Origin of the sequence: Campylobacter concisus (genome assembly GCF_002914005.1) — a bacterium.
Classification (GTDB): domain Bacteria; phylum Campylobacterota; class Campylobacteria; order Campylobacterales; family Campylobacteraceae; genus Campylobacter_A; species Campylobacter_A concisus_N.
In genome coordinates this window covers 1-19,519 of the sequence record NZ_POZU01000049.1, presented here as the reverse complement: position 1 = coordinate 19,519, position 19,519 = coordinate 1, and the positions used below count along the sequence as shown (strand labels likewise).

Below are 19,519 nucleotides of genomic sequence, written 5' to 3'. Positions count from 1 at the left end.
AGTTAAAAATGCAAAATCAAAAAAATAGAAGAGCCTTTTTAAAAAGCATGGTAGTTGTGGCTGCTGGTGCTGGTGCGGCAAGTAGTGGTTTTGCTTTTAAGAGTGAAGAAAGTGTAAAAAAACCACACTTTGGTATGATATTTGACCAAAATAAATGTGTTGGCTGTACAGACTGCGAGATAGCTTGCAGAAAGGTAAATTTAGTCCCAAAAGGACAGATGAGACTTTTTATAGAAGATAAGACTAATCCTAAAAATTTACTCGATAAAAGATTTGTAAGAGTATCTTGTCAGCAGTGCGTCGATGCGCCTTGTGTAGCTGTTTGTCCGACCAAGGCTTGTCATAAAGACGAAAAAACTGGCATACAAACTACAAATATAGATGATTGTATCGCCTGTAAATACTGCATCGTAGCCTGTCCATATGATGTGAGATATATCGATAAGGTTACGCACTCAGCTCAAAGCTGTAACTTTTGCGTAGATACAAATTTAAAGGACGAAAAAGAGCCAGCTTGTGTAGAAGCTTGTAGATACGAGGCGATCGTCTTTGGTGATCTTAACGATGAAGATTCGCACATCAGCAAGCTACTAGCCGTAAAAGATAGCATAAGGCTAAGAGCAGAGCTTGGCACAAAACCAAGCCTTAGATATATTCCTAAAGTAAAAATGGGGGTGTAAGATGGATGGTGCATTAAATTTTACTGCAACATTTTCGCATGGAGTAGAGTGGGGCTGGCCGATTGCTGTTTATCTTTTGCTAGCTGGTATGAGTGGTGGAGCGCTAATCGCTACTATACTTTTAAAACACTATAAAAAGCAAGAGAACTTTAGCCCATTTTTTAAGGCTGCTTCGCTTTTAGCATTTGTTAGCATCATGCTTGGTATGGTTTGTCTGATAGCTGATCTTGAAAAGCCACTTTTGTTTTGGAAAATTTTGATTAATTATAATTTCACATCAGTTATGTCTATCGGTGTTGCTGGACTTTGTGTATTTATACCGCTTAGCTTTTTGATGTGCCTTTATGCATTTAATGATGAGATTTCAAATTTCTTAGCCAAAAGTTTAAAATCCTTTAGCACTCTTTTTGCATTAATAATGAAAATTTTAATACCGCTTTATCCATTTTTAAGTCGTATTTGTCTCATTTTTGCTGTAATAATTTGCGCTTATACTGGATTTTTGATCTCAGTTTTGATTAGATTCCCTCTCTTAAACACAGCTGTGCTTCCAGCTTTATTTATAGCCTCAGGACTAAGTGCTGGTATAAGTGGCAGTAGCTTGGTCGCAGCAGCTTTATTTAAAGAAGATCCGCACTCAAGCGACCTTCATTCGCTTCATAGCGTAGAATTTAGCGTTTTGGGAGCTGAAATTTTACTCATTTTAATGCTTTTTGTATCGCTTTTGCTTGGTTCAAGTTATCAGCAAAATGCAGCTGTTGCTTTTTATAGTGGCGTTTGGGCAAATTTCTTTTGGCTTGGTGTTGTGCTAGTTGGCTTTATTGTGCCTTTTGTTTTAAATTTTGCATTTGGCAAAAAAATAGCTAGTCTAAAATTTAGCTTTTATATCAGTTCATTAGCGGCTGTTATCGGTGTTTTACTGCTTAGGGTGTTTATACTTTATGCGGGACAAACTTATAGCATTTAAAGCAGAGGCGAGCGATGAGAATTTTAAATATCTACCGCTTGTCTTTGATATTATTATTTATTCTTGCTTTTGGTGCAGGGCTTGCGACTTTTTTAGAAAATTTTTATGACACACAAACGGCCAGAGTGCTTGTTTACGAAGCGCTTTGGTACGAGTGTGTTATGTTTGCTTGCACCATTTGTTTAGCCATTAGTATCATAAAAACCAAGATGTATAAGAAATTTGGCGCATTTTTGATACATCTTGCTTTTATCATTATCTTCATCGGGGCTGCGCTTACAAGGTATTTTGGCGAAGAAGGCGTTATGCATCTTAGAACCTTGCAAAGCTCAAATGTAATGCAAAGCGTTAAGCCTTATCTTAGAGTCGAAATGCTTGGAGAAAATTTTAGTTATCCATTAAAATTAAGCTTATTTGGTAAAAACGACTTTGAGTTTAAAAATTTTATAGATGGCAAGGAATTTATAATTAACTTGCTTGGGTATAAAAAAGATGAGAAAAACGCTCCGGCTACGCTTAGTTTAGAGATAAGCTTTAACGGCGAAAAAAAGAGTGTTAAGCTAAAAGGCGGAGCCGGATATGAGCTGGAGCCTAGTGTACTAAGTTTTGGTGGGCAAGAGGCGAAATTTTACTTTAGTTCAAAGGCTTTAAATTTGCCATTTTCATTAAAGCTTGACGAGTTTATTTTAGAGCGATATGCAGGGCTAAATAGTCCATCATCTTATACAAGTAAAGTAAGTATCGCTGGCAACAAGTACGACATCTCGCTAAATAATCCACTAACGATTGATGGCTATAAAATTTTTCAGTCTTCATACGATCCTGACGAGCTTGGAAGCGCTTTTGAGATCAGCCGTGATCCTGGCAAAATCCCAACTTATATCGGATATTTTTTGCTTTGCCTTGGCTTTGTGGCAAATTTATTTAGTAAAAAGAGCCGATTTTTTAGGCTACTAAATTTCATAAAAGGCTCTCAAATAGCATTTTTGGCTGTTCTTTTATTAAGCGCAACTCCAAATTTTGCTAATGAAAATAATAAAAATTTAGACGCTCATGCAAGCAAATTTGCCAAAATTTTGACTCAAGCTGATAGCAGAATCGCTCCAGCTGGCTCTTACTCAAGAGCTGTGATAAGTAAAATTTCAACCAAAACCACGCTATTTGGTCTTAGTAGCGAGGAGCTAATGCTCTCTTTTGCCATCTCGCCAAAAGAGTGGATGGATAAAAGGATAGTAAAGATCACAAGCGAGCGTGTGGGCGAGCTTTTGGGAGTTAATGAGAAATTTGCTAGTTTTAACGATGTCTTTAACGAAAATGGCGAGTATAAGCTGGCTAAATTTGCAGAAGCTGCAAATGAAAAATCTGCCTCAAAAAGAGATAAATTTGACAACGACGTTATCAAATTTGACGAGAGATTAAATGTCTTGTATCTTGCACTAAAGGGAGAAATTTTAAAATTTATACCAGCTAAAAATGGCGATAAATTAACGTGGCTAGGCGTAAATGAAGCCTTTGGCTCAAGTGAAATTTCAAGCGAGCTTAAAAGCGTTTTAGGCGCTTATATAGAAAATTTAAGCCTTTGTGTAAAAAATGGCGAGTGTGCTGGGGCTGATAAGAGCTTGGAGAAAATTTCAAGCTATCAAAGAAGCACTCTAGGCTCTCTTGCGCCAAGCGAGGCAAAGGTTGAGCTTGAGGTGCTTTATAACCAAATGGAAATTTTTAAATTTCTTATATATTTTTACATGATTCTTGGACTAGTTTTGCTCGCTCTTGGCTTTTATAGGCTATTTTCTGGAAAGAAATTTAGATTTGAAAAAGCACTTAGCCTTGCATTTTATTTTGGTTTTGCGGTGCATTTGCTAAATTTAGCTCTTCGTGCTTATATCTCAGGACATGCACCTTGGAGTGATGCTTACGAGAGTTTAGTCTATATCTCGCTTGCAAGTGTACTAGCTGGAGTTTTATTTTTTAAACATCAAAGCTTTGCTCTTGGAGCTGCTTCACTTTTTGCAAGTGTGAGCTTGCTTGTGGCTCATCTAAATTTTATAAATCCACAAATAACAAATCTAGTCCCAGTTTTAAAGTCATTTTGGCTTAGTGTGCACGTAAGTGTCATCACGGCAAGCTATGGCTTTTTAGGCTTTAGCTTTGTGCTTGGACTTCTTGGACTTCTTTTAATGGCTATAAAAAATAAAAAAAATGAGCAAAAGCTCAGCGAGCAGATAAGATACCTCGCCGCAACTAATGAGCTAAGCCTCATCATAGGACTTAGCTTGCTCACTATTGGAAATTTTCTTGGTGGCGTCTGGGCAAACGAGAGCTGGGGCAGATACTGGGGCTGGGATAGCAAAGAGAGCTGGTCGTACATTACGATAATTATTTATGCTATTGCGCTTCATTTAAGATTTATTCCAAGATTAAAAAATATTTTTACTTTTTTGGTAGCTAGCGTGCTCTCTTTTGGTTCAGTTATTTTTACCTATTTTGGTGTAAATTTCTATCTAAGCGGACTTCACTCATACGCAAATGGCGATGGATTTAGTGTTTCAAATTTGCTTTATTTGCTTTTAACGCTCTTGGCTTTGCTAATTGCCTTTGCTTATAGAGGTAAGGATATAAAAGAGATTTAGGAGATATGATGAAAAAGAGTTTGGTTTTATTGTTTGCTTGTTTGGGACTATTAAATGCTGGCTATATCAAAGAGGCTTTAAGCGCAAAAGAAGATCACAACAAGCTAGCACAAATTTATGAAGATGCTTGCGATAAAGAGAAAAAGGCATCAGGCTGCTACAATCTAGCTGTGCTTTACAGCAGAGGTGATGGTAATGTCAAAAAGGACGAAGCAAAGGCGGCGATGCTTTATGAGAAAGCTTGCGATCAAAATTTTTCTATGGCTTGCAGTAATCTTGGCTACGCCTATGAAAAAGGCAAAGGTGTGGAGAAAGACCTAGAAAAAGCGGTTAAATTTTATGAAAGAGCTTGTAAGGATAATGAGGGTTGCACAGAGCTTGGCTTGCTTTATGCAAATGGCACCGGCGTGACAAAGGATCTTAAAAAGGCAAAAGAGCTTTACGAAAAGGCTTGCAAGGCAGGTGATGGCATAGGATGTAGCAATCTCGGCTATCTATATGCGCAAGGTGAAGGTGTAGAGAAAGACTATGCAAAAGCCAAAGCAAACTACGAAATGGCTTGTGCAAACGAAGCTGGCATAGGGTGTGATAATCTCGGCTTTTTATATGTATATGCACAAGGCGTTGATCAAAACCTCACAAAAGCCACAAAACTTTATGAGCAAGCCTGTATATATGGATATGAAAAGGGCTGCAATAATTACGCTATCATGCTAGCTGAAGGCAAAGGCGTAAAAGAAGATATAGAGAAAGCACGTGAAATTTTTACTAGAAGCTGCAAAAATGGCTTAAAAGAAGCGTGCGAGAATTTAGAAATTTTAGGAAAGCATTGATGCTTTGATAGAGCCAGTCCAGTGGCATTTAAAGCTTATGTAATATAAAAATGAGATAAAATACTAAAGGAGATAATATGATTTTACGTTCTATCTTGGGTTCAGCACTGCTAGCAACCATACTTTTTGGTGCCTCGGCAAATGAACAAGCTGTCAAAATGAAACCGATGTTTCAAAGCGTGGATCCTAGCAAGGCTACACTAGTAGGAAGTGGCGAGGGCAAGGAGTATTGTGCTGTTTGTGGAATGAATTTGGTTAAATTTTATAAGACTAATCACGTATATAACGGCAAGCAAGTAGCATCACTCCACTGCTTATACGAGCTAACAGAAGGCAAGATCCCAAGCGAGGCACAAGTCGTTGATACTAAAAATCTAAATTTAATCGATGTCAATAAAGCTTTTTATGTCGTTGGTAGTAGCGTCAAAGGTACAATGACTAGAAATAGCAAATATGCCTTCTCAACTGAGGCTGACGCGAAAGAATTTCAAGCAGCAAATGGCGGCGAGATAATGAACTTTGCCAAAGCTTACGAGATTGCTGGACAGGATTTCGAGGGCGATAATAAAATGATAAAAGCTAAACGTGAGGACGGCGTTTATGCACATGGTAAGGAATTTTACGAGGCAAACTGCGACAAAACTGATCCAAAAAGCTTTAAGGCTATCTCTGAGCTAAAAGCTCATCTCAAAAAAGTATGCGACGCAAAAGAGGCTAACAAAGCTCCAGAGTACGACAAGCACTTGCAAGCCGCTGCTCTTTATCTATGGGACGCTCCAGCAAATTTAGGTACTAGCAACCAAGTTTCAAAACCTAAACAAGAAATAAAAAAACCTGAGAGAATAGTCGTGCCAAAGGGCGCAAGATGTGCGGTATGTGGCATGCTTGTCAAAAATTCTCCATGGGCGACGCTCATCAAAGCAGATGGCAAGGATTATTATTTTGATGGCGTAAAAGATATGGCGCAATTTTACTTTGCGGATGGCAAAATGAAAGATGCTTATGTGAGCGATTATTACACGCTAGAAAAGCTTGATGCAAAAGATGCGTTTTATGTTCACGGCTCAAACGTTTATGGGCCAATGGGTGATGAGTTTATCCCATTTAAAGATGAAGCAAAGGCAGAGAGCTTTTTAAAAGATCATGCTGGCAAAGGTGTCATAAGATTTGACGAGATAAAGAATTTTATCGGTAAATAGTGTGAAATTTCTAGTTTTTTTGGCGTTATTTTTTGGACTTTCTTATACACTTTTAGCGGCACACTATCTTAGCTTTGATCATAAAGCAAAGCAAGATGAGCTAAGAGAAATTTCTAAGATAACAAGAGCAAATGCTGCTTTTAGTTTTAACCAAAAGGGGCAAAAAGGCTTTGTCTATGATAGGTAAAAATTTTATAAACTATGCTGTGGTTCTGCTTTTTAAAGATAGGAAGGATCACCTTTTTAGCTTTTGCCTCTTTGCACTCATTATTTTTGTGCTAAGCTCGGTACTTTTTATCTCTGGATCAATCCAACATGATCTTATAAATTTAGTAAAAGATAGATCAAGTATCGTAGTGAGCGCATTTCGTGCTGGCAAAGGCGATCTAATGCACCCTGGCTATATCTACGATATCTCGAAGATTGATGGCGTGGCTGACGTTAGGGGCGTAGTTGATGGAGAGTACTACTTCGTTCAAAAGCGCGTTTGGTTTCATCTATATGAAGATGATAGCTTAAAAGAGGATGAGATGATCGTCGGAGAAGGTGTAAAGGCGGCGATGAATGAGCTTTACTACGACGAGAGCTTTAATTTTCTAACTGAAGAGCGCATGATACCAGTAAAGATATTAAAGACCATGCCGGCACAAAGTGGTTTAATCTCAAATAACGCTATATTTTTGCATCCAAATACGCTAAGGGCTATCTTAAATTTAAAAGATGAAGAGTATACAAAGCTCTACGTTGAGGTGCCAAATACCGATGAGATCAGTGAAGTAGCTTTAAAGATAGAGAATTTATATCCAAATTCTTTCGCTCTTAGTATAGAAGATGAGGTGGCTAAGGTTAGGCACCTTTACTATTACAAGGGTGGAATTTTTATGAGCATTTACGTTAGTGTTATGCTTATATTCTTTGTCTTGCTTAAAAACCAAATTTCACTCGCCTATGGTAGCAAAAAGCGTGAAATAGCTATTTTAAGAAGCATTGGTTTTTGTATAAAAGATATTATATTTTTAAAATTTATACAAAATTTCATCGTGAGCGTTAGTGCTTTTTTACTCGGTGTTATGCTGGCTTATCTCTTTGTTTTTGTATTAAATGCTCCACTTTTAAAAGGGATATTTTTAGGTGATGAGCTTTTAAATTTTACAAATTTCACGCCTATTTTAGAGTTTGACAAGCTCTTTTTGATCTTTGTTTTTGGTGTGATACCATTTTTGGCGTTTGTACTCATACCTTCATGGAGAGTAGCAAGTAGTGACATAAATGAGGGGCTAAAATGATAAATATAAGAGGTGTTAGCCTAGTTTATAACCAAAACAAACAAAATGAGTTTTGTGCTTTAAAAAATATAAATTTAGATATTAATGACGGCGAGCTAGTGATACTAAAAGGCATTAGTGGAAGCGGTAAAAGCACCTTGCTTTCGCTTATCGCCCTACTTCAAAAGCCAACTAGTGGAGAAATTTTGATAGATGGTACTAACATCGCAAAACTGCCTGATGCCTTTTGCTCTGAGCTTAGACACAAAAGGCTTGGACTTGTCTTTCAAAATTTTAATCTCATCGAGGGACTAAGTGTCTATGAAAATTTACTAGCTCCATTTGCTCTAACAAATTTCAAGGCAAATGTGCGAGATGAGATGATAAAAAAGGCTCTAAGCCTCGCAAATATCGCACATAAAAAAGATGAGAACGTATCAAATTTAAGTGGTGGTGAGCGTCAAAGATGCGCGGTAGCTAGGGCTTTATCTATGGATGCTAACATCATCTTGGCTGATGAGCCAACGGCAAATTTAGACAGACAAAATGCACGTGCATTTTTAGGCTTGCTAGAGTCTTTTAAAGCTCTAAAAAAGAGTGTTATTGTCGCTACTCACGATAGCATTTTTGATGAGCTAAGTGCAACAGATAGGGTTATCAGCTTGCAAAACGGAGAGATAGTATGAGTGTCTTTTTATCAAACGCCGTTATTGCCTTTTTGTTAGCGGAGTTTGTACTTTTGGTTTTGATGAGCATTTCGCTTTTTTATGTCGTTAGGATCGTGAGGTCGTGGGACTACAACGCACTAACATCGCTTCAATACTCGCTTGAAAAACAAAACTATCTTGTAAATACGATCTTACTTTTTTGCGTATGTATCAAGATCGTATTGTTTATATTTTTTGCACTTTGCCTAAATGAACTCTCTGATATTGTGCCTGGTGCTATGTGTTCAGCTGGCGTGATCGGCTCAAATAAATTTGGTGGTATATTGATGCTCACTAAAATTTTGCTGATCTTTGGGCTTGGCATTTGGCTAGTTATAAATAAGCTTGACTTGCAGGCTCTAAATTTCCCTTATCTAAAGAAAAAATACGCCATTTTTATCTGCCTTTTTGTCATGATATTGCTCGAGCTTGGTATAGAAATTTCGTTTTTTTACAATATCCCACTAAAAGTGCCGGTCTTTTGCTGTTCTGTTACTTTTCAAGCCCCAAAGCTACCATTTGGCTATACAAATTTTGGCTTAGTAAGCGTCTTTTTTGTGCTATTTTTTGTTATTTTGGTGCTAAATTTCTTAAAGCAAAGCATGGCAAGCTTTGTGGCAAATTTATTGTTTTTGGTGCTTAGCTACTATGCCATTACTTACTTTTTTGGCCTTTATGTTTACGAGCAACCAAACCATAAATGTCCATACTGCATGCTAAAAAGTGACTATTTTTATATTGGCTACCTCATCTGGGGCAGTTTGTTTCTGGGCGTTTTCTACGGCCTTATGCCATATCTTGTTGAGATCATTACAAAGACAAACTACTCACACAAGCTTAAATTTTCATCGATCTGGTTAGGTGTTTGCGTGTTGATATGCTCGCTTTATGTACTAAAATATTATTTGCTAAGAGGATTTTTATTTTGATAAAGCAAATTTTTTCTTTGTGTTTGTTAGCTCTAGTTCTAGCTGTACTTGCCTATAATGCTGATATAAGCGACGATAAAATTTTAGTTTTAAATAATGGCAAATCTGAGCCGATCGAGCAACTTACGCCAAATAAATTTATATGTTATGAGAGTAGGACGCTTATCGCTGATAACAACGATACAGCCCAGGCAATCATGCCAAACGGCGACATCTACTTTTTTAACGACATCACAAATTCTTTCATCTGGTATATGGCGCAAAAGAGCAAAGATAAGATCAAGCTATATGTCTATTCAAGAGATACGAATCGCTACATCCTAGCGCAAAATGCGTGGTATTCAAGGGTTGATATCACGCCTATGGGATATGGCATAGGGGCGTACGAGTTTCACACATATGGCATAAATGACAACTATTTTAAAGAGGTCTTACTATACGCAGCACGTGGTGAGACGCTACTAAATCCATATATAAACATCTTGCTTTCAGAAAATAAGATATAAATTTATGTAGCTCTAAATTTGCTAGAACCCTGTTGGATTATTTTTAGTATTAAAGGCCTTTTTTTGTTTAACTTTTTATAAACGTCACACCCTGGTTGAAGCCCTAATTCGCAAGCCTTATAAAAATATTTTTTTGCTATGTGGTAGTTTTGTTTTGTGCCTTTGTCTTTTAGGTAAAAAGCTCCTAAATTAAAACAACCGCGATTGTATCCATTATTGTAAGCTTTTTCATATAATTCTAGGGATTTACTGTAGTCTTGCTCCTATACCTTGACCATCCTTGTATAATTCCTAAATTATGACAAGCATAGGTAACATTATCGTCGTAAGTTTTTGCCATTGTTTAGCCACTTTATCGTAGAACTTTTATCTAACTTCGATTCTAAGCTCAGAAAGATCCTTACAAAAGATGGTAGCTAGTAAAATGAAGGATAAAAGAACAGCCTTTTTCTTTTATCCATTTTTGTAAATTTGTTGTTATTTTGGTTTAGCTTGTCTTCTTTTATTAGAGGAGCAAGCCAAATTTAGTATCTAACGTTATTAACCTTTAAAAAGTCTCTTAGGTCTTCATATTCACTATTTTCGAAGTAGCGCCATTTGCCAGGCTTTAGCATATCAAGGCTAATACGCCCAAAGCTAACACGTTTTAGGTCCATCACTTCAAGGTCAAAGTAGCCAAAGAAGCGGCGAAGCTCCCTGTTTTGCCCCTCGTTGATGATGACCTTTAGTTTTGTATAGCCGCCACTTGAGCCAAAGACTTTATAGGCTAGAAATGGCTTAAATTCCATTGACTTTATAGTGGTTTTTGCGTGAGCGCCTTTGGTGGCGTCCTTGGCGAAAAGGCCATTTGTCATAGCCTCTATCACCTCTTTTGTCACTTTGCCCTTTACCTTTAGGTAGTATTCGCGCTCTAAGTCGCTATTCATCAAAGCTGTGGCGATCGCTGGGGCGTCAGTTAGTAAAAGTAGCCCTTCACTTGCATAGTCTAAGCGCCCTACGCTAACAAATTTTGCAAATTTCTTATCTAATGTGTCGTAGATCGTCTTTCGTCCGCGGTCATCTTTTTTACTAACAAGCTCACCCTTTTGTTTATGATAGACGATAACAGTAAATTCCTTTTTTAGCTTTATCAAACGACCATTTATACGTACTTTGTCATCTTCATCCACGCTTGTGGCAAGGTCGCTAACCACTCGTCCTGCTATGCTAACCTTACCAGCTTTTATCAGCTCATCTGCCTCACGGCGTGAGTAGTTTGTGTTATGTGAGATAAATTTATTTAGTCTTGTTTTTTCCATTTTTATAGTCCTAAATTTGCAAGGTCGTGGATGTGTAAAACACCAACAGGTACGCCATCTTCAACAACGACCAGAAGCTGAATTTTATATTTTTCTATCAAAGCTAACGCATCCACGGCTAACATTTCCTTGTCGTTTATCTCTTTTGGATGCAAGGTTGCAAATTTCATCGCTGGCTCGTCTAGGTCAAAGTCCTCTCGCATAAGTGCACGTCTAAGGTCGCCGTCGCTTAAAAGGGCGTCTAGCACACCATCTTTATCGACGATTAGGACCGTGCCAAGCTTGCCATGTGTCATAGTATCGATCGCTTTTTTTAGGCTCGCATTCCAGCGAACTATCGGTAAATTTTCGCTTCTCATCACATCTTTGACCTTTAAAAATAGCCTCTTGCCAAGACTACCGCCTGGATGAAAATTTGCAAAGTCCTCTTTTTTAAAGCCTCGCTTTTGCATCAAACAAACAGCTAAGGCATCGCCAAGAGCTAACGTTAGTGTAGTTGATGCTGTTGGGGCAGCGTTTAGTGGGCAGGCCTCTTTCTCTACGTCAATGCCAATAAATGCATCGCTAAATTTACCAAGTGAGCTTATTTTGCTCCTTGCCATGGCGACGATCTTTACGCCAAAGCGCTTTACGTGAGGCAAAATTTTTATAAGCTCATCGCTCTCGCCACTAAAGCTAATAGCTAACAAAACATCATCCTTTTCTATCATGCCAAGGTCACCGTGCATAGCCTCTGTTGGATGCAAGAAAAAGCTTGGCGTGCCAGTACTTGCAAGCGTGGCAGCGATCTTTGCACCTACATGACCGCTCTTGCCTACGCCTGTTACTATGACCTTGCCTTTTGCGTTATATATCAAATTTACAGCATCTTCTATCTCTAAGTTTTTAGCATGTCTTAAAAGCTCGTTTGCTTCTATCTTTAAGACTTCGGCTGCGATTTGGTTGATTGTTTGCATAAATTTCCCTTACATTAGATAAATAATTGGCACGATAGTTGGGTACTTTTTGACCTTTCTAAAGATATGCTTTCTGATCACTTGACGCACTTGTGACTCGAGCAGTCTGCCATCTTTTAAAAGCTCCTCTTTGACATTGCTTAAAAACTGCGTCAAAATTTCTTGCATCTCTTTGCTAAACTCCGCATCTTGTTTATTGCCTACAAGTCCGTAGCTAATGACACGAGGCTTGTTTATGAGCTTTGCGCCATGACGTGAAATTTGAGCGATTATCATGACTACACCTGCTTCAGCAAGATTTTGTCTGTCGATCACGACATCGTCTGATATTTGTTTATTTATTTGATTGTCTATGAAGACTTTGCCGGTTTTTACCGTTTTTACACGTTTTAAGTATTTTTGACAGATCTCCATTTGATCGCCATCGCTCATTAGATAGATGTTTCTCTCGTCTACGCCGCAGCTTATAGCTGTCTCTTTGTGCTTTGCGATGTGGTTGTATTCGCCATGTACTGGCAAGAAAAATTTTGGTTTTATAAGACGTAGCATCAGCTTTTGCTCTTCTTGTGCCGCGTGACCGCTGACGTGGATCTCGCTAAAGTCTTGATAAGCGACGCTTGCGCCTGATTTTATTAGGAAATTTAATACAGTTGAGATACTGCTTTCATTGCCAGGGATCGCCTTTGAGCTGATTATTATCTGATCGGTTGGCTTTATTTTGATGTATTTGTGTTCATCAGTAGCCATTCGGTAGAGTGCGCTCATAGTCTCACCCTGAGAGCCTGTGGTAACGATCAGCACTTCGTTATCTTTAAATTTGCCAACCTCATTTGCATCGATGAAAATTTTCTTATCAAGCTTGATGTAGCCAAGCTCCATTGCAGTATATAAATTTCTCTCCATTGATCTACCGATGACACAGACTTTGCGGTTGTATTTTAGCCCCCACTCGATCGCCTGATAAACGCGGTGGATGTTTGAGCTAAATGTGCTCATAATGACGCGACCTTTGGCCTTTGAGAATATCGCATCAAAGGTCTTGCCAACACTGCTTTCGCTTTTAGTAAATCCTTCTCGGTAGCTATTCGTACTATCGCTCATTAGGCATAATACGCCTCTTTCACCGTAGTATGCAAGTCTGCCAAGGTCAGTTGGATAGCCATCTATCGGCGTGTGGTCGATCTTGAAGTCGCCCGTGTGGATGATGGTGCCCGCCTTTGTCGTGATGGCTAGAGCGCTAGCATCGATGATAGAGTGAGTTATGTGTATCCACTCAACCTCAAAGTCGCCTATTAGATATGGCTTTCTTTTTTCGACAGAGCGGAAAAGTGAGCGCTCTTGCTTTAAGCCGTGCTCTTCGAATTTGTTATTTATCATACCAAGTGGCAAAGGCGTAGCGTAAATCGGAAATTTAAACTCTTTGTAAAAATATGGTACTGCGCCGATGTGATCCTCGTGCGCGTGAGTGATGATGACACCTTTTATTTTATCTTTTATTTTTCTAACATAGTCAAAGTCTGGGATGAGGATATCCACGCCGTGCATACTCTCGCTTGGAAAGCTCATGCCGATATCAACGATGATCGCGCTCGTATCGGTCTCAAATATCGTCATATTGCCGCCGATCTCACCAAGACCGCCAAGTGGCGTTATACGAATTTTATGCTCACTTGAGTTTAGATACTTCATCGGCTCTAGACGAAGCTCGTGAACGGCCTTGTTTGCCACCATTGCACTTGCGATATCTTGCTGCCATTGTTCATTGCCGTTTAGCTTGGCTGGTAAATTTTTCTTTGGCTTTTTAGCCTTTTTTGGCTTATCTTTTTGTTCTTGCGTTTTGGTTTTTGTTTCTTGCGATTCTTGTTTTTGCTCTTTTGGCTTATTGTTTTCGCTATTTTTGTTTTGATTTTTGTTATTTCTTGGCTTTTTTGGGCGAGGATTTTGGCTCTTTGGCTCGGTGTGCGTTTCAGCTTCAGCCTGCTCTGCTGCAAAGAAGTTATCTATCACGCTTTTACTTGCTAGCGAAGCTTGCTCGGTAGTTTCGCCCTCTTGTTTTGGTTTATTTTTTGGTCTAAATCTTCGTCTTTTGTTGTTTTTACTTTGGTTAGTTACAACTTTCTCTTCGTTTTTGTCGTTCATTATCTTCCTTTAATCTTTCAAATATTTTTAGATAAGAATCGACATCTAGCTCGTGTGGACGTAAATTTTGAGCTAAGCCTAGGTCTTCAAAAATTTCTTCTAACGTCTTTTTGTCAAAATTTGTAGATAAATTTTTCAAAAGCGTCTTTCTTGGCGAAGCAAATGCAGCTCTTAAAAATACTTTAAAAGCCTCGTATTGTTTTGCATCTTTGAAAATCCCGTCTTTGCCAAAAATCTTTTTTGTTTTTTGTAGTTTGATGACTGAAGATGTGACCTTTGGAGGTGGATTAAAAAGCTTTGCATCCACGTCAAACAAAAGCTCACACCTGCCTTGAAGTGAAGCGAGGATCGATAAAGCGCTAAATTCTTTATCTCTGCTCTTTGCACTAAATTTAAGAGCAACCTCTTTTTGTATCATCACGATAAGTCCAAGGCATTTTTCGTCATCTATCGCATTTAGTATCATCTTCGTAGCAACGTAATAGGGTAAATTTGCGACCAAAAAGTAGTTCTCACTACTTAGTCCGCCCTCTTGCTGCCACTGCTCTAAAGCATCTTTACAAAAAAGTTTTAATTGTCCATTTTGGATCTCATTTGCAAATTTGGCCTTTAAAATTTGAAACAGCTCACAATCTATCTCAAAACAGGTCGTCTTGTAAATTTGCAAAAGTCTAAATGTCAAATCACCTAAGCCAGGCCCAATCTCAACGACGTTTGCTACGTCATTGGGTATCGCTTGGATGATCTTATCTAGTGTCGCTTTGTCTTGTAAAAAATTCTGTCCAAAGTGCTTTTTTGCCTTTATCATAGCCGCGATATTAGCCAAAAATTACTTATACAATGATTACAAGTTTAGTTTAATCATATATAAAATGGACTATAATCACTAAATAATAACGAAATAGGGCATAAATTTGAGCAAAGCAAATACCTTAAAATACTTTTTATTATCACAATATTTAGAGCCAAAAACCTTAGATGAGCCAAAAAAGACAAATACCAAATTTAAAAAATCAATAGACCTTGAGATCGCAAATTTCGATGAGAAATTTCTACAAATTTTAAGAGCATTTGATAGCTCACTTTTAAAAAATGGTATAGAAATTTCAATTTATGGTGGTATTTTTGAGACTGACTTGCTTGCTCTTGCGATATCAAAGCTGGCAAAGGTGAAATTTGAAAAAGAGCAAATTTTAGATGAGCTAAGATCTGAGCAAACTAGCTTTGAAAAGGCATTTTGTTATAAATTTAAGCTTGCTGGTGATTTGGTATTTTGTAAAGATGATCAAAATTTTGCTTTAAAAGATGTAGATTTAGATGATGATTTAACTCCGTTTTTTATACCGAACTCATCTGATGATCTTTTCATCTCAACAGCTCCTTGGGCAATGGCTCGCCTAAATCATCTAAAAGAGATAAGCCAAAGTGACTTTAGCAAAGAGTGTGAGCGTATAAAAGACAAGCTATCTATCTATAAAGAAAAAATGGAATTTGGCAAATATATAAAGCTTATAAACGATGAGCTAAAAAGTGCGCTTAAAACACCATTTTGTAATGATTTTTTAAGGCTTGAGATAAAGATCATAAATCCAAATTTTAAAGAAAATGATAGCCTTTTAAATAGCTTTTTTATAGATGATATAAATTTGCTTATAAAATTTTACGAGTCAGGTAGGACGCACGAGCTAACGGATCAGTTTTTGGATGAGGGCAGTGAGAATAAATTCGAAAGACTTGATGTAAGAGATGAGCAAAATAAGAGGCTTGTTAGAGATTTTTTTAAAGCAGAAGAATATCCAAGATCGGCCTTTGCTAGCGACTTTGCTTTAAATTTCTCGCAGCAAATTGCTGTTAATAACATCATTAAAAAATTTAAAGAAAAAAGTGGTGGAATTTATAGCGTAAATGGTGCTCCAGGTACTGGCAAAACAACGCTTTTAAAAGATGTAATGGCTGAAGTCGTTACGCTTAGAGCGATAAAGCTTGCGCAAATGAGCAGACATGATATCTTTGCTCCAGTTCGAGATAGTAGCGATAAGGTGCTTTATTTCACTCTAAATAAAGAACTTCAGGGCTATGAGATGGTTGTTAGCTCTTGCAATAACGGTGCGGTTGAAATTTTGAGTAAAGAGCTTAGCCAGCTAAAAAGTATCGGTAGTTATGCAGGCGAGATTGATTATTTTAAATTTATAGCTACAAGGCTTCTCTCAGCCGATGAAAAGACGAATTTTGGAGAAAAATCTTTTATCTCAAAACCTGCATGGGGGCTTTTTTGCATACCTCTTGGCTCAAAGCAAAATAAGTCAAATTTTGTTTTTAACGCGATTAATGGCGTAAAGATCGAAAAAACGCATAGTCAGTTTGAAGACATTTCAAAAGAATTTAAAGAATTTATAGAACAAGATGGCTTTTTAATGGGGCTTGGCAAGTATTTGGCTACTGGCGAAGGAATTGATGATTACGACGAGGCAAAGGAGAAATTTAATCAAGCCCTACACGAAGTAAATCTACTTTTTAGTGAGATCAGGATCAAAGAAGAGGAGCTAAAAAGTATAAATAGCGAGCTTATAAATATCGATAAAAGACTTGATAACTATAATTCAGCAAAGCAAATAGACGAGCTTTTAAGGCCGCTAATAGATGAGCTAGATTTGAGCAAAAATGAGCTAGAGCAAAAGGTGGCTGAAGCTAACGAGCTAACAAAGCTTATTGGTCAAAATGAAATTTTACAAGAGTATCTGAGTGCGCCTATAAAGCCATCATTTTTTATTTTCCAGCAAATTTTAAGGACACAAGCTTTTGAAAAATATAACAATGAAGTACAAAAAGTTAGTGAGATAAATCTCCAAATAGCCGAGCAAAATTTGAAAGCAAGCAAACAAAATAGTGAAAATAAAGAGAAGAGTGAAGCAAAAATAAACGAACTAAAAGTTCAAATATCTCAGCTTGAAGAGAAAATTTTGGAACTTAATACCAAGATAGATCATCTCAATAAGCTTAATGATGACTTTATTAGACGTCAAAAATTAATTGGTAGAAGCGAAGAGCTTGATAGCTTTTTAAATGGTAGTTTTAATCAGAGTAATGAAGAAATACAAAAGAGTATGCCATTTATGATGGAGCTTGGACTTGATGAGAAATTTCATAAGACAAAGCTTTTTAACGCAAGAATCAAGCTTTTTAAAGAAGCGCTTAATCTGCATAAAGCCACTATCTTTGCTTGCAAAGAAGCTGTTAGAACAAATTTGCGAGCTCTTAGCGTTATATTTAATGATGAAAAAATGGCTGAGAAAAATGGGCTTGAAGCTAAAGATAGACGTAAAATAATAAAAGGATTATTTTTACTAACGCCAGTTGTTAGTTCTACTTTCGCATCTTTTAATAATACCTTTAAAGAGCTACTAAATGGCGATATAGGCTTACTCTTAATAGATGAGGCAGGGCAGGCAAATTTAACTAACGCATTAGGTGCACTGCTTCGCTCAAACATGGCTGTGGTGGTTGGTGATCCACTTCAACTTGAGCCCGTTGTAACATTGCCATCAGCTTTAAATAACGCCATTTTACGCTACTGCGATGCAAAAGATGAGTTTAATCTACTAAAATCATCGGTTCAACTTCGAGCCGATAAAGTACAAAATATTGGTACATATATAAAAGGAGAGGGTAAGTCCATTTGGGTTGGTTCGCCACTTATCGTTCATAGAAGGTGCACCAACCCTATGTTTAAAATTTCAAACGAAACAACATATGATGATATGATGATACTTGGCAGAAGTAGTGAAAGTAAACTTAGTGATCCTAATATCAAAACAGAATGGATTGATGTTAACAGTGATGAATGGATAGGTAATTATAATAAAGCCGAAGGTATGATCGTTAAAGAGCTTTTAGATGGTAAGCTAGCCAAGCTAAAAGATAGCGTTAAGATAATAACACCTTTTAAAGATGTTTGTAAAAATTTAAAAGGGGCTGGTACCATTCACACCATGCAAGGCAAAGAAGCCGATGTTGTTATCTTTGTTCTTGGTGGTGCTACAAAAGGTGCTAGAGCATGGGCTGCTAGTACGCCAAATTTACTAAATGTAGCACTAACAAGAGCAAAAGAGGTTGTTTATATAGTTGGTAACCGAGAAAATTGGTCTAATCTGCCATATTTTGAGGTAGCTGCTAGAAAAATAGATAAAGGACAGATTTGAATCATTTTGCAAAACGCATAATCCCATGCCTTGATGTAAAAGATGGCAGAGTCGTAAAGGGTGTAAATTTCGTAGGACTTGTCGATGCTGGTGACCCAGTCGAGATAGCTAAAAGATACAACGACGAAGGTGCTGACGAGCTTTGCTTTTTGGATATCACAGCCTCTCACCTTGGTCGTGATACGATAGTTGATGTCGTAAAAAAGGTCGCAAGCAAGCTTTTTATACCCCTAACCGTTGGTGGAGGTATACGCACGATAGACGATATCTCGCGCCTTTTAAATGCGGGCTGCGACAAAGTGAGCCTAAACTCATCGGCGATAAAAGATCCAAATTTGATCGATGAGGCAGCTAAGAAATTTGGCTCGCAATGTGTTGTCGTAGCAATTGATGCTAAAAAGACCAAAAATGGTTATAGTGTTTTTATAAATGGTGGCAGGATCGATACTAAAAAAGATGCCTTTTCTTGGGCTAAAGAGGTTGAGTCGCGCGGAGCAGGGGAGATATTGCTAACGTCTATGGATAACGATGGCGTCAAACAAGGTTTTAACCTTGAGCTAACAAGAATATTTAGTGCGCTTTCTATACCAACTATCGCAAGTGGCGGCGCTGGTAAGATAGAGCACTTTAAAGAGGCTTGTGAAGCCGGGGCTGATGCGTGTTTAGCTGCTTCGATATTTCACTTTGGTGAAATCGAGATAAAAAAACTAAAAGAGTATCTCAAGGCAAATGGCGTTGAAGTTAGGCTCTGATGTTAGTTATCTCTGCTGGAAAAAACGAAATTTTTGACTTTGCTTTGCCAATGGGTGTAGGGCTAGTTGATATGGCGATAAATTTGACAAAATTTTTGCAGAAACGAGCATGTATTGTGGCAGATGAAAAGGGTATAAATTTAAAAAATATCGATCCGCACTATCTTGCAAAGATTGAAGCTAAATTTGCAAACTCATCAAATCCAGAGCTACAAAATCTAAGCCAAAATTTGTCAAAAAATCCTGAACGAAATTTGTATCAGATGCCAGAAAAAATAGTTTTCGTTGGCTCGGCAGGTCTTTATAAAGATGGTGAAATTTTACAAATTTATGAAAGTTCGGTTGGGGCAAATGTTGAAATTTCCAGCATAGAAAATAGATCTTATACACCTATCGAGTGTGAAATTTCTTCTATCGTTTCACGTGGAACTATCAAAACAAATTCGTCAAATTTTATAA

17 protein-coding genes and 1 pseudogene are annotated in these 19,519 nt (G+C 37.7%); 13 read left to right on the top strand and 5 right to left on the bottom strand.

Going from position 1 to position 19,519, the window contains the following annotated elements:
- Window positions 1-8 precede the first annotated feature (8 nt).
- The 10 genes from CYP54_RS05650 (at window position 9) to CYP54_RS05605 (ending at window position 9,716) form a co-directional block, all read left to right on the top strand.
- The gene (locus CYP54_RS05650) at window positions 9-680 is read left to right on the top strand and encodes a 4Fe-4S dicluster domain-containing protein (protein ID WP_072595319.1); all 672 of its coding nucleotides are present in this window, start codon (window positions 9-11) and stop codon (window positions 678-680) included.
- A gap of 1 nt (window position 681) precedes the next feature.
- Window positions 682-1,647, top strand: a complete 966-nt coding sequence (gene nrfD, locus CYP54_RS05645; RefSeq protein ID WP_103604511.1) for an NrfD/PsrC family molybdoenzyme membrane anchor subunit — start codon at window positions 682-684, stop codon at window positions 1,645-1,647.
- A 14-nt stretch (window positions 1,648-1,661) separates the two neighbouring features.
- The gene (locus CYP54_RS05640; RefSeq protein ID WP_103604510.1) at window positions 1,662-4,277 is read left to right on the top strand and encodes a cytochrome c biogenesis protein; all 2,616 of its coding nucleotides are present in this window, start codon (window positions 1,662-1,664) and stop codon (window positions 4,275-4,277) included.
- A gap of 8 nt (window positions 4,278-4,285) precedes the next feature.
- A complete protein-coding gene (locus CYP54_RS05635) occupies window positions 4,286-5,110 on the top strand; it encodes an SEL1-like repeat protein (RefSeq protein WP_103604509.1) in 825 nt (274 codons plus the stop codon).
- Between the two features lie 77 nt (window positions 5,111-5,187).
- A complete protein-coding gene (locus CYP54_RS05630; RefSeq protein ID WP_103604508.1) occupies window positions 5,188-6,309 on the top strand; it encodes a nitrous oxide reductase accessory protein NosL in 1,122 nt (373 codons plus the stop codon).
- Window position 6,310: 1 nt separating this feature from the next.
- Window positions 6,311-6,496, top strand: coding sequence for a hypothetical protein (locus CYP54_RS05625; RefSeq protein ID WP_054197437.1), 186 nt, complete (start codon window positions 6,311-6,313; stop codon window positions 6,494-6,496).
- Window positions 6,486-7,595, top strand: a complete 1,110-nt coding sequence (locus CYP54_RS05620; RefSeq protein WP_087578080.1) for an ABC transporter permease — start codon at window positions 6,486-6,488, stop codon at window positions 7,593-7,595. Before CYP54_RS05625 ends, CYP54_RS05620 begins: the two co-directional genes overlap by 11 nt.
- Window positions 7,592-8,260: an ABC transporter ATP-binding protein gene (locus tag CYP54_RS05615; RefSeq protein ID WP_103604507.1), complete on the top strand. Its 669-nt coding sequence runs from the start codon at window positions 7,592-7,594 to the stop codon at window positions 8,258-8,260. The genes CYP54_RS05620 and CYP54_RS05615 overlap by 4 nt, the downstream gene beginning before the upstream one ends.
- Window positions 8,257-9,210, top strand: a complete 954-nt coding sequence (locus tag CYP54_RS05610; protein WP_103600596.1) for a hypothetical protein — start codon at window positions 8,257-8,259, stop codon at window positions 9,208-9,210. The genes CYP54_RS05615 and CYP54_RS05610 overlap by 4 nt, the downstream gene beginning before the upstream one ends.
- Complete coding sequence (locus tag CYP54_RS05605) at window positions 9,207-9,716, top strand: hypothetical protein (RefSeq protein WP_085658404.1); 510 nt, start codon at window positions 9,207-9,209, stop codon at window positions 9,714-9,716. Before CYP54_RS05610 ends, CYP54_RS05605 begins: the two co-directional genes overlap by 4 nt.
- Window positions 9,717-9,718: 2 nt before the next feature.
- Here the strand turns inward: CYP54_RS05605 and CYP54_RS10295 are convergent.
- The 5 genes and pseudogenes from CYP54_RS10295 to rsmA form a co-directional block, all read right to left on the bottom strand.
- Window positions 9,719-9,871: pseudogene (locus tag CYP54_RS10295) on the bottom strand (hypothetical protein); the annotation flags it as partial.
- Between the two features lie 369 nt (window positions 9,872-10,240).
- Window positions 10,241-11,014 carry a pseudouridine synthase gene (locus tag CYP54_RS05595; protein WP_103604506.1) on the bottom strand — a complete coding sequence of 258 codons (774 nt, stop codon included), beginning with the start codon at window positions 11,012-11,014 and terminating at the stop codon, window positions 10,241-10,243.
- A gap of 2 nt (window positions 11,015-11,016) precedes the next feature.
- Window positions 11,017-11,970 (bottom strand): KpsF/GutQ family sugar-phosphate isomerase, encoded by a 954-nt coding sequence (locus CYP54_RS05590; RefSeq protein ID WP_103604505.1) that lies wholly within the window; start codon window positions 11,968-11,970, stop codon window positions 11,017-11,019.
- Between the two features lie 9 nt (window positions 11,971-11,979).
- Window positions 11,980-14,109 (bottom strand): ribonuclease J, encoded by a 2,130-nt coding sequence (locus CYP54_RS05585; protein WP_181001531.1) that lies wholly within the window; start codon window positions 14,107-14,109, stop codon window positions 11,980-11,982.
- Window positions 14,075-14,917, bottom strand: a complete 843-nt coding sequence (rsmA, locus tag CYP54_RS05580) for a 16S rRNA (adenine(1518)-N(6)/adenine(1519)-N(6))-dimethyltransferase RsmA (RefSeq protein WP_103604532.1) — start codon at window positions 14,915-14,917, stop codon at window positions 14,075-14,077. Before rsmA ends, CYP54_RS05585 begins: the two co-directional genes overlap by 35 nt.
- Before the next feature lie 106 nt (window positions 14,918-15,023).
- On the opposite strand from rsmA, the gene CYP54_RS05575 reads away from it, so the two are divergent.
- The 3 genes from CYP54_RS05575 to CYP54_RS05565 form a co-directional block, all read left to right on the top strand.
- Window positions 15,024-18,308: a DEAD/DEAH box helicase gene (locus CYP54_RS05575; RefSeq protein WP_103604504.1), complete on the top strand. Its 3,285-nt coding sequence runs from the start codon at window positions 15,024-15,026 to the stop codon at window positions 18,306-18,308.
- A complete protein-coding gene (gene hisF / locus CYP54_RS05570; protein ID WP_103604503.1) occupies window positions 18,305-19,060 on the top strand; it encodes an imidazole glycerol phosphate synthase subunit HisF in 756 nt (251 codons plus the stop codon). Before CYP54_RS05575 ends, hisF begins: the two co-directional genes overlap by 4 nt.
- The coding region (locus tag CYP54_RS05565; RefSeq protein WP_103604502.1) for a purine-nucleoside phosphorylase at window positions 19,060-19,519 on the top strand (460 nt) is incomplete at its 3' end. The genes hisF and CYP54_RS05565, both read left to right, overlap by 1 nt.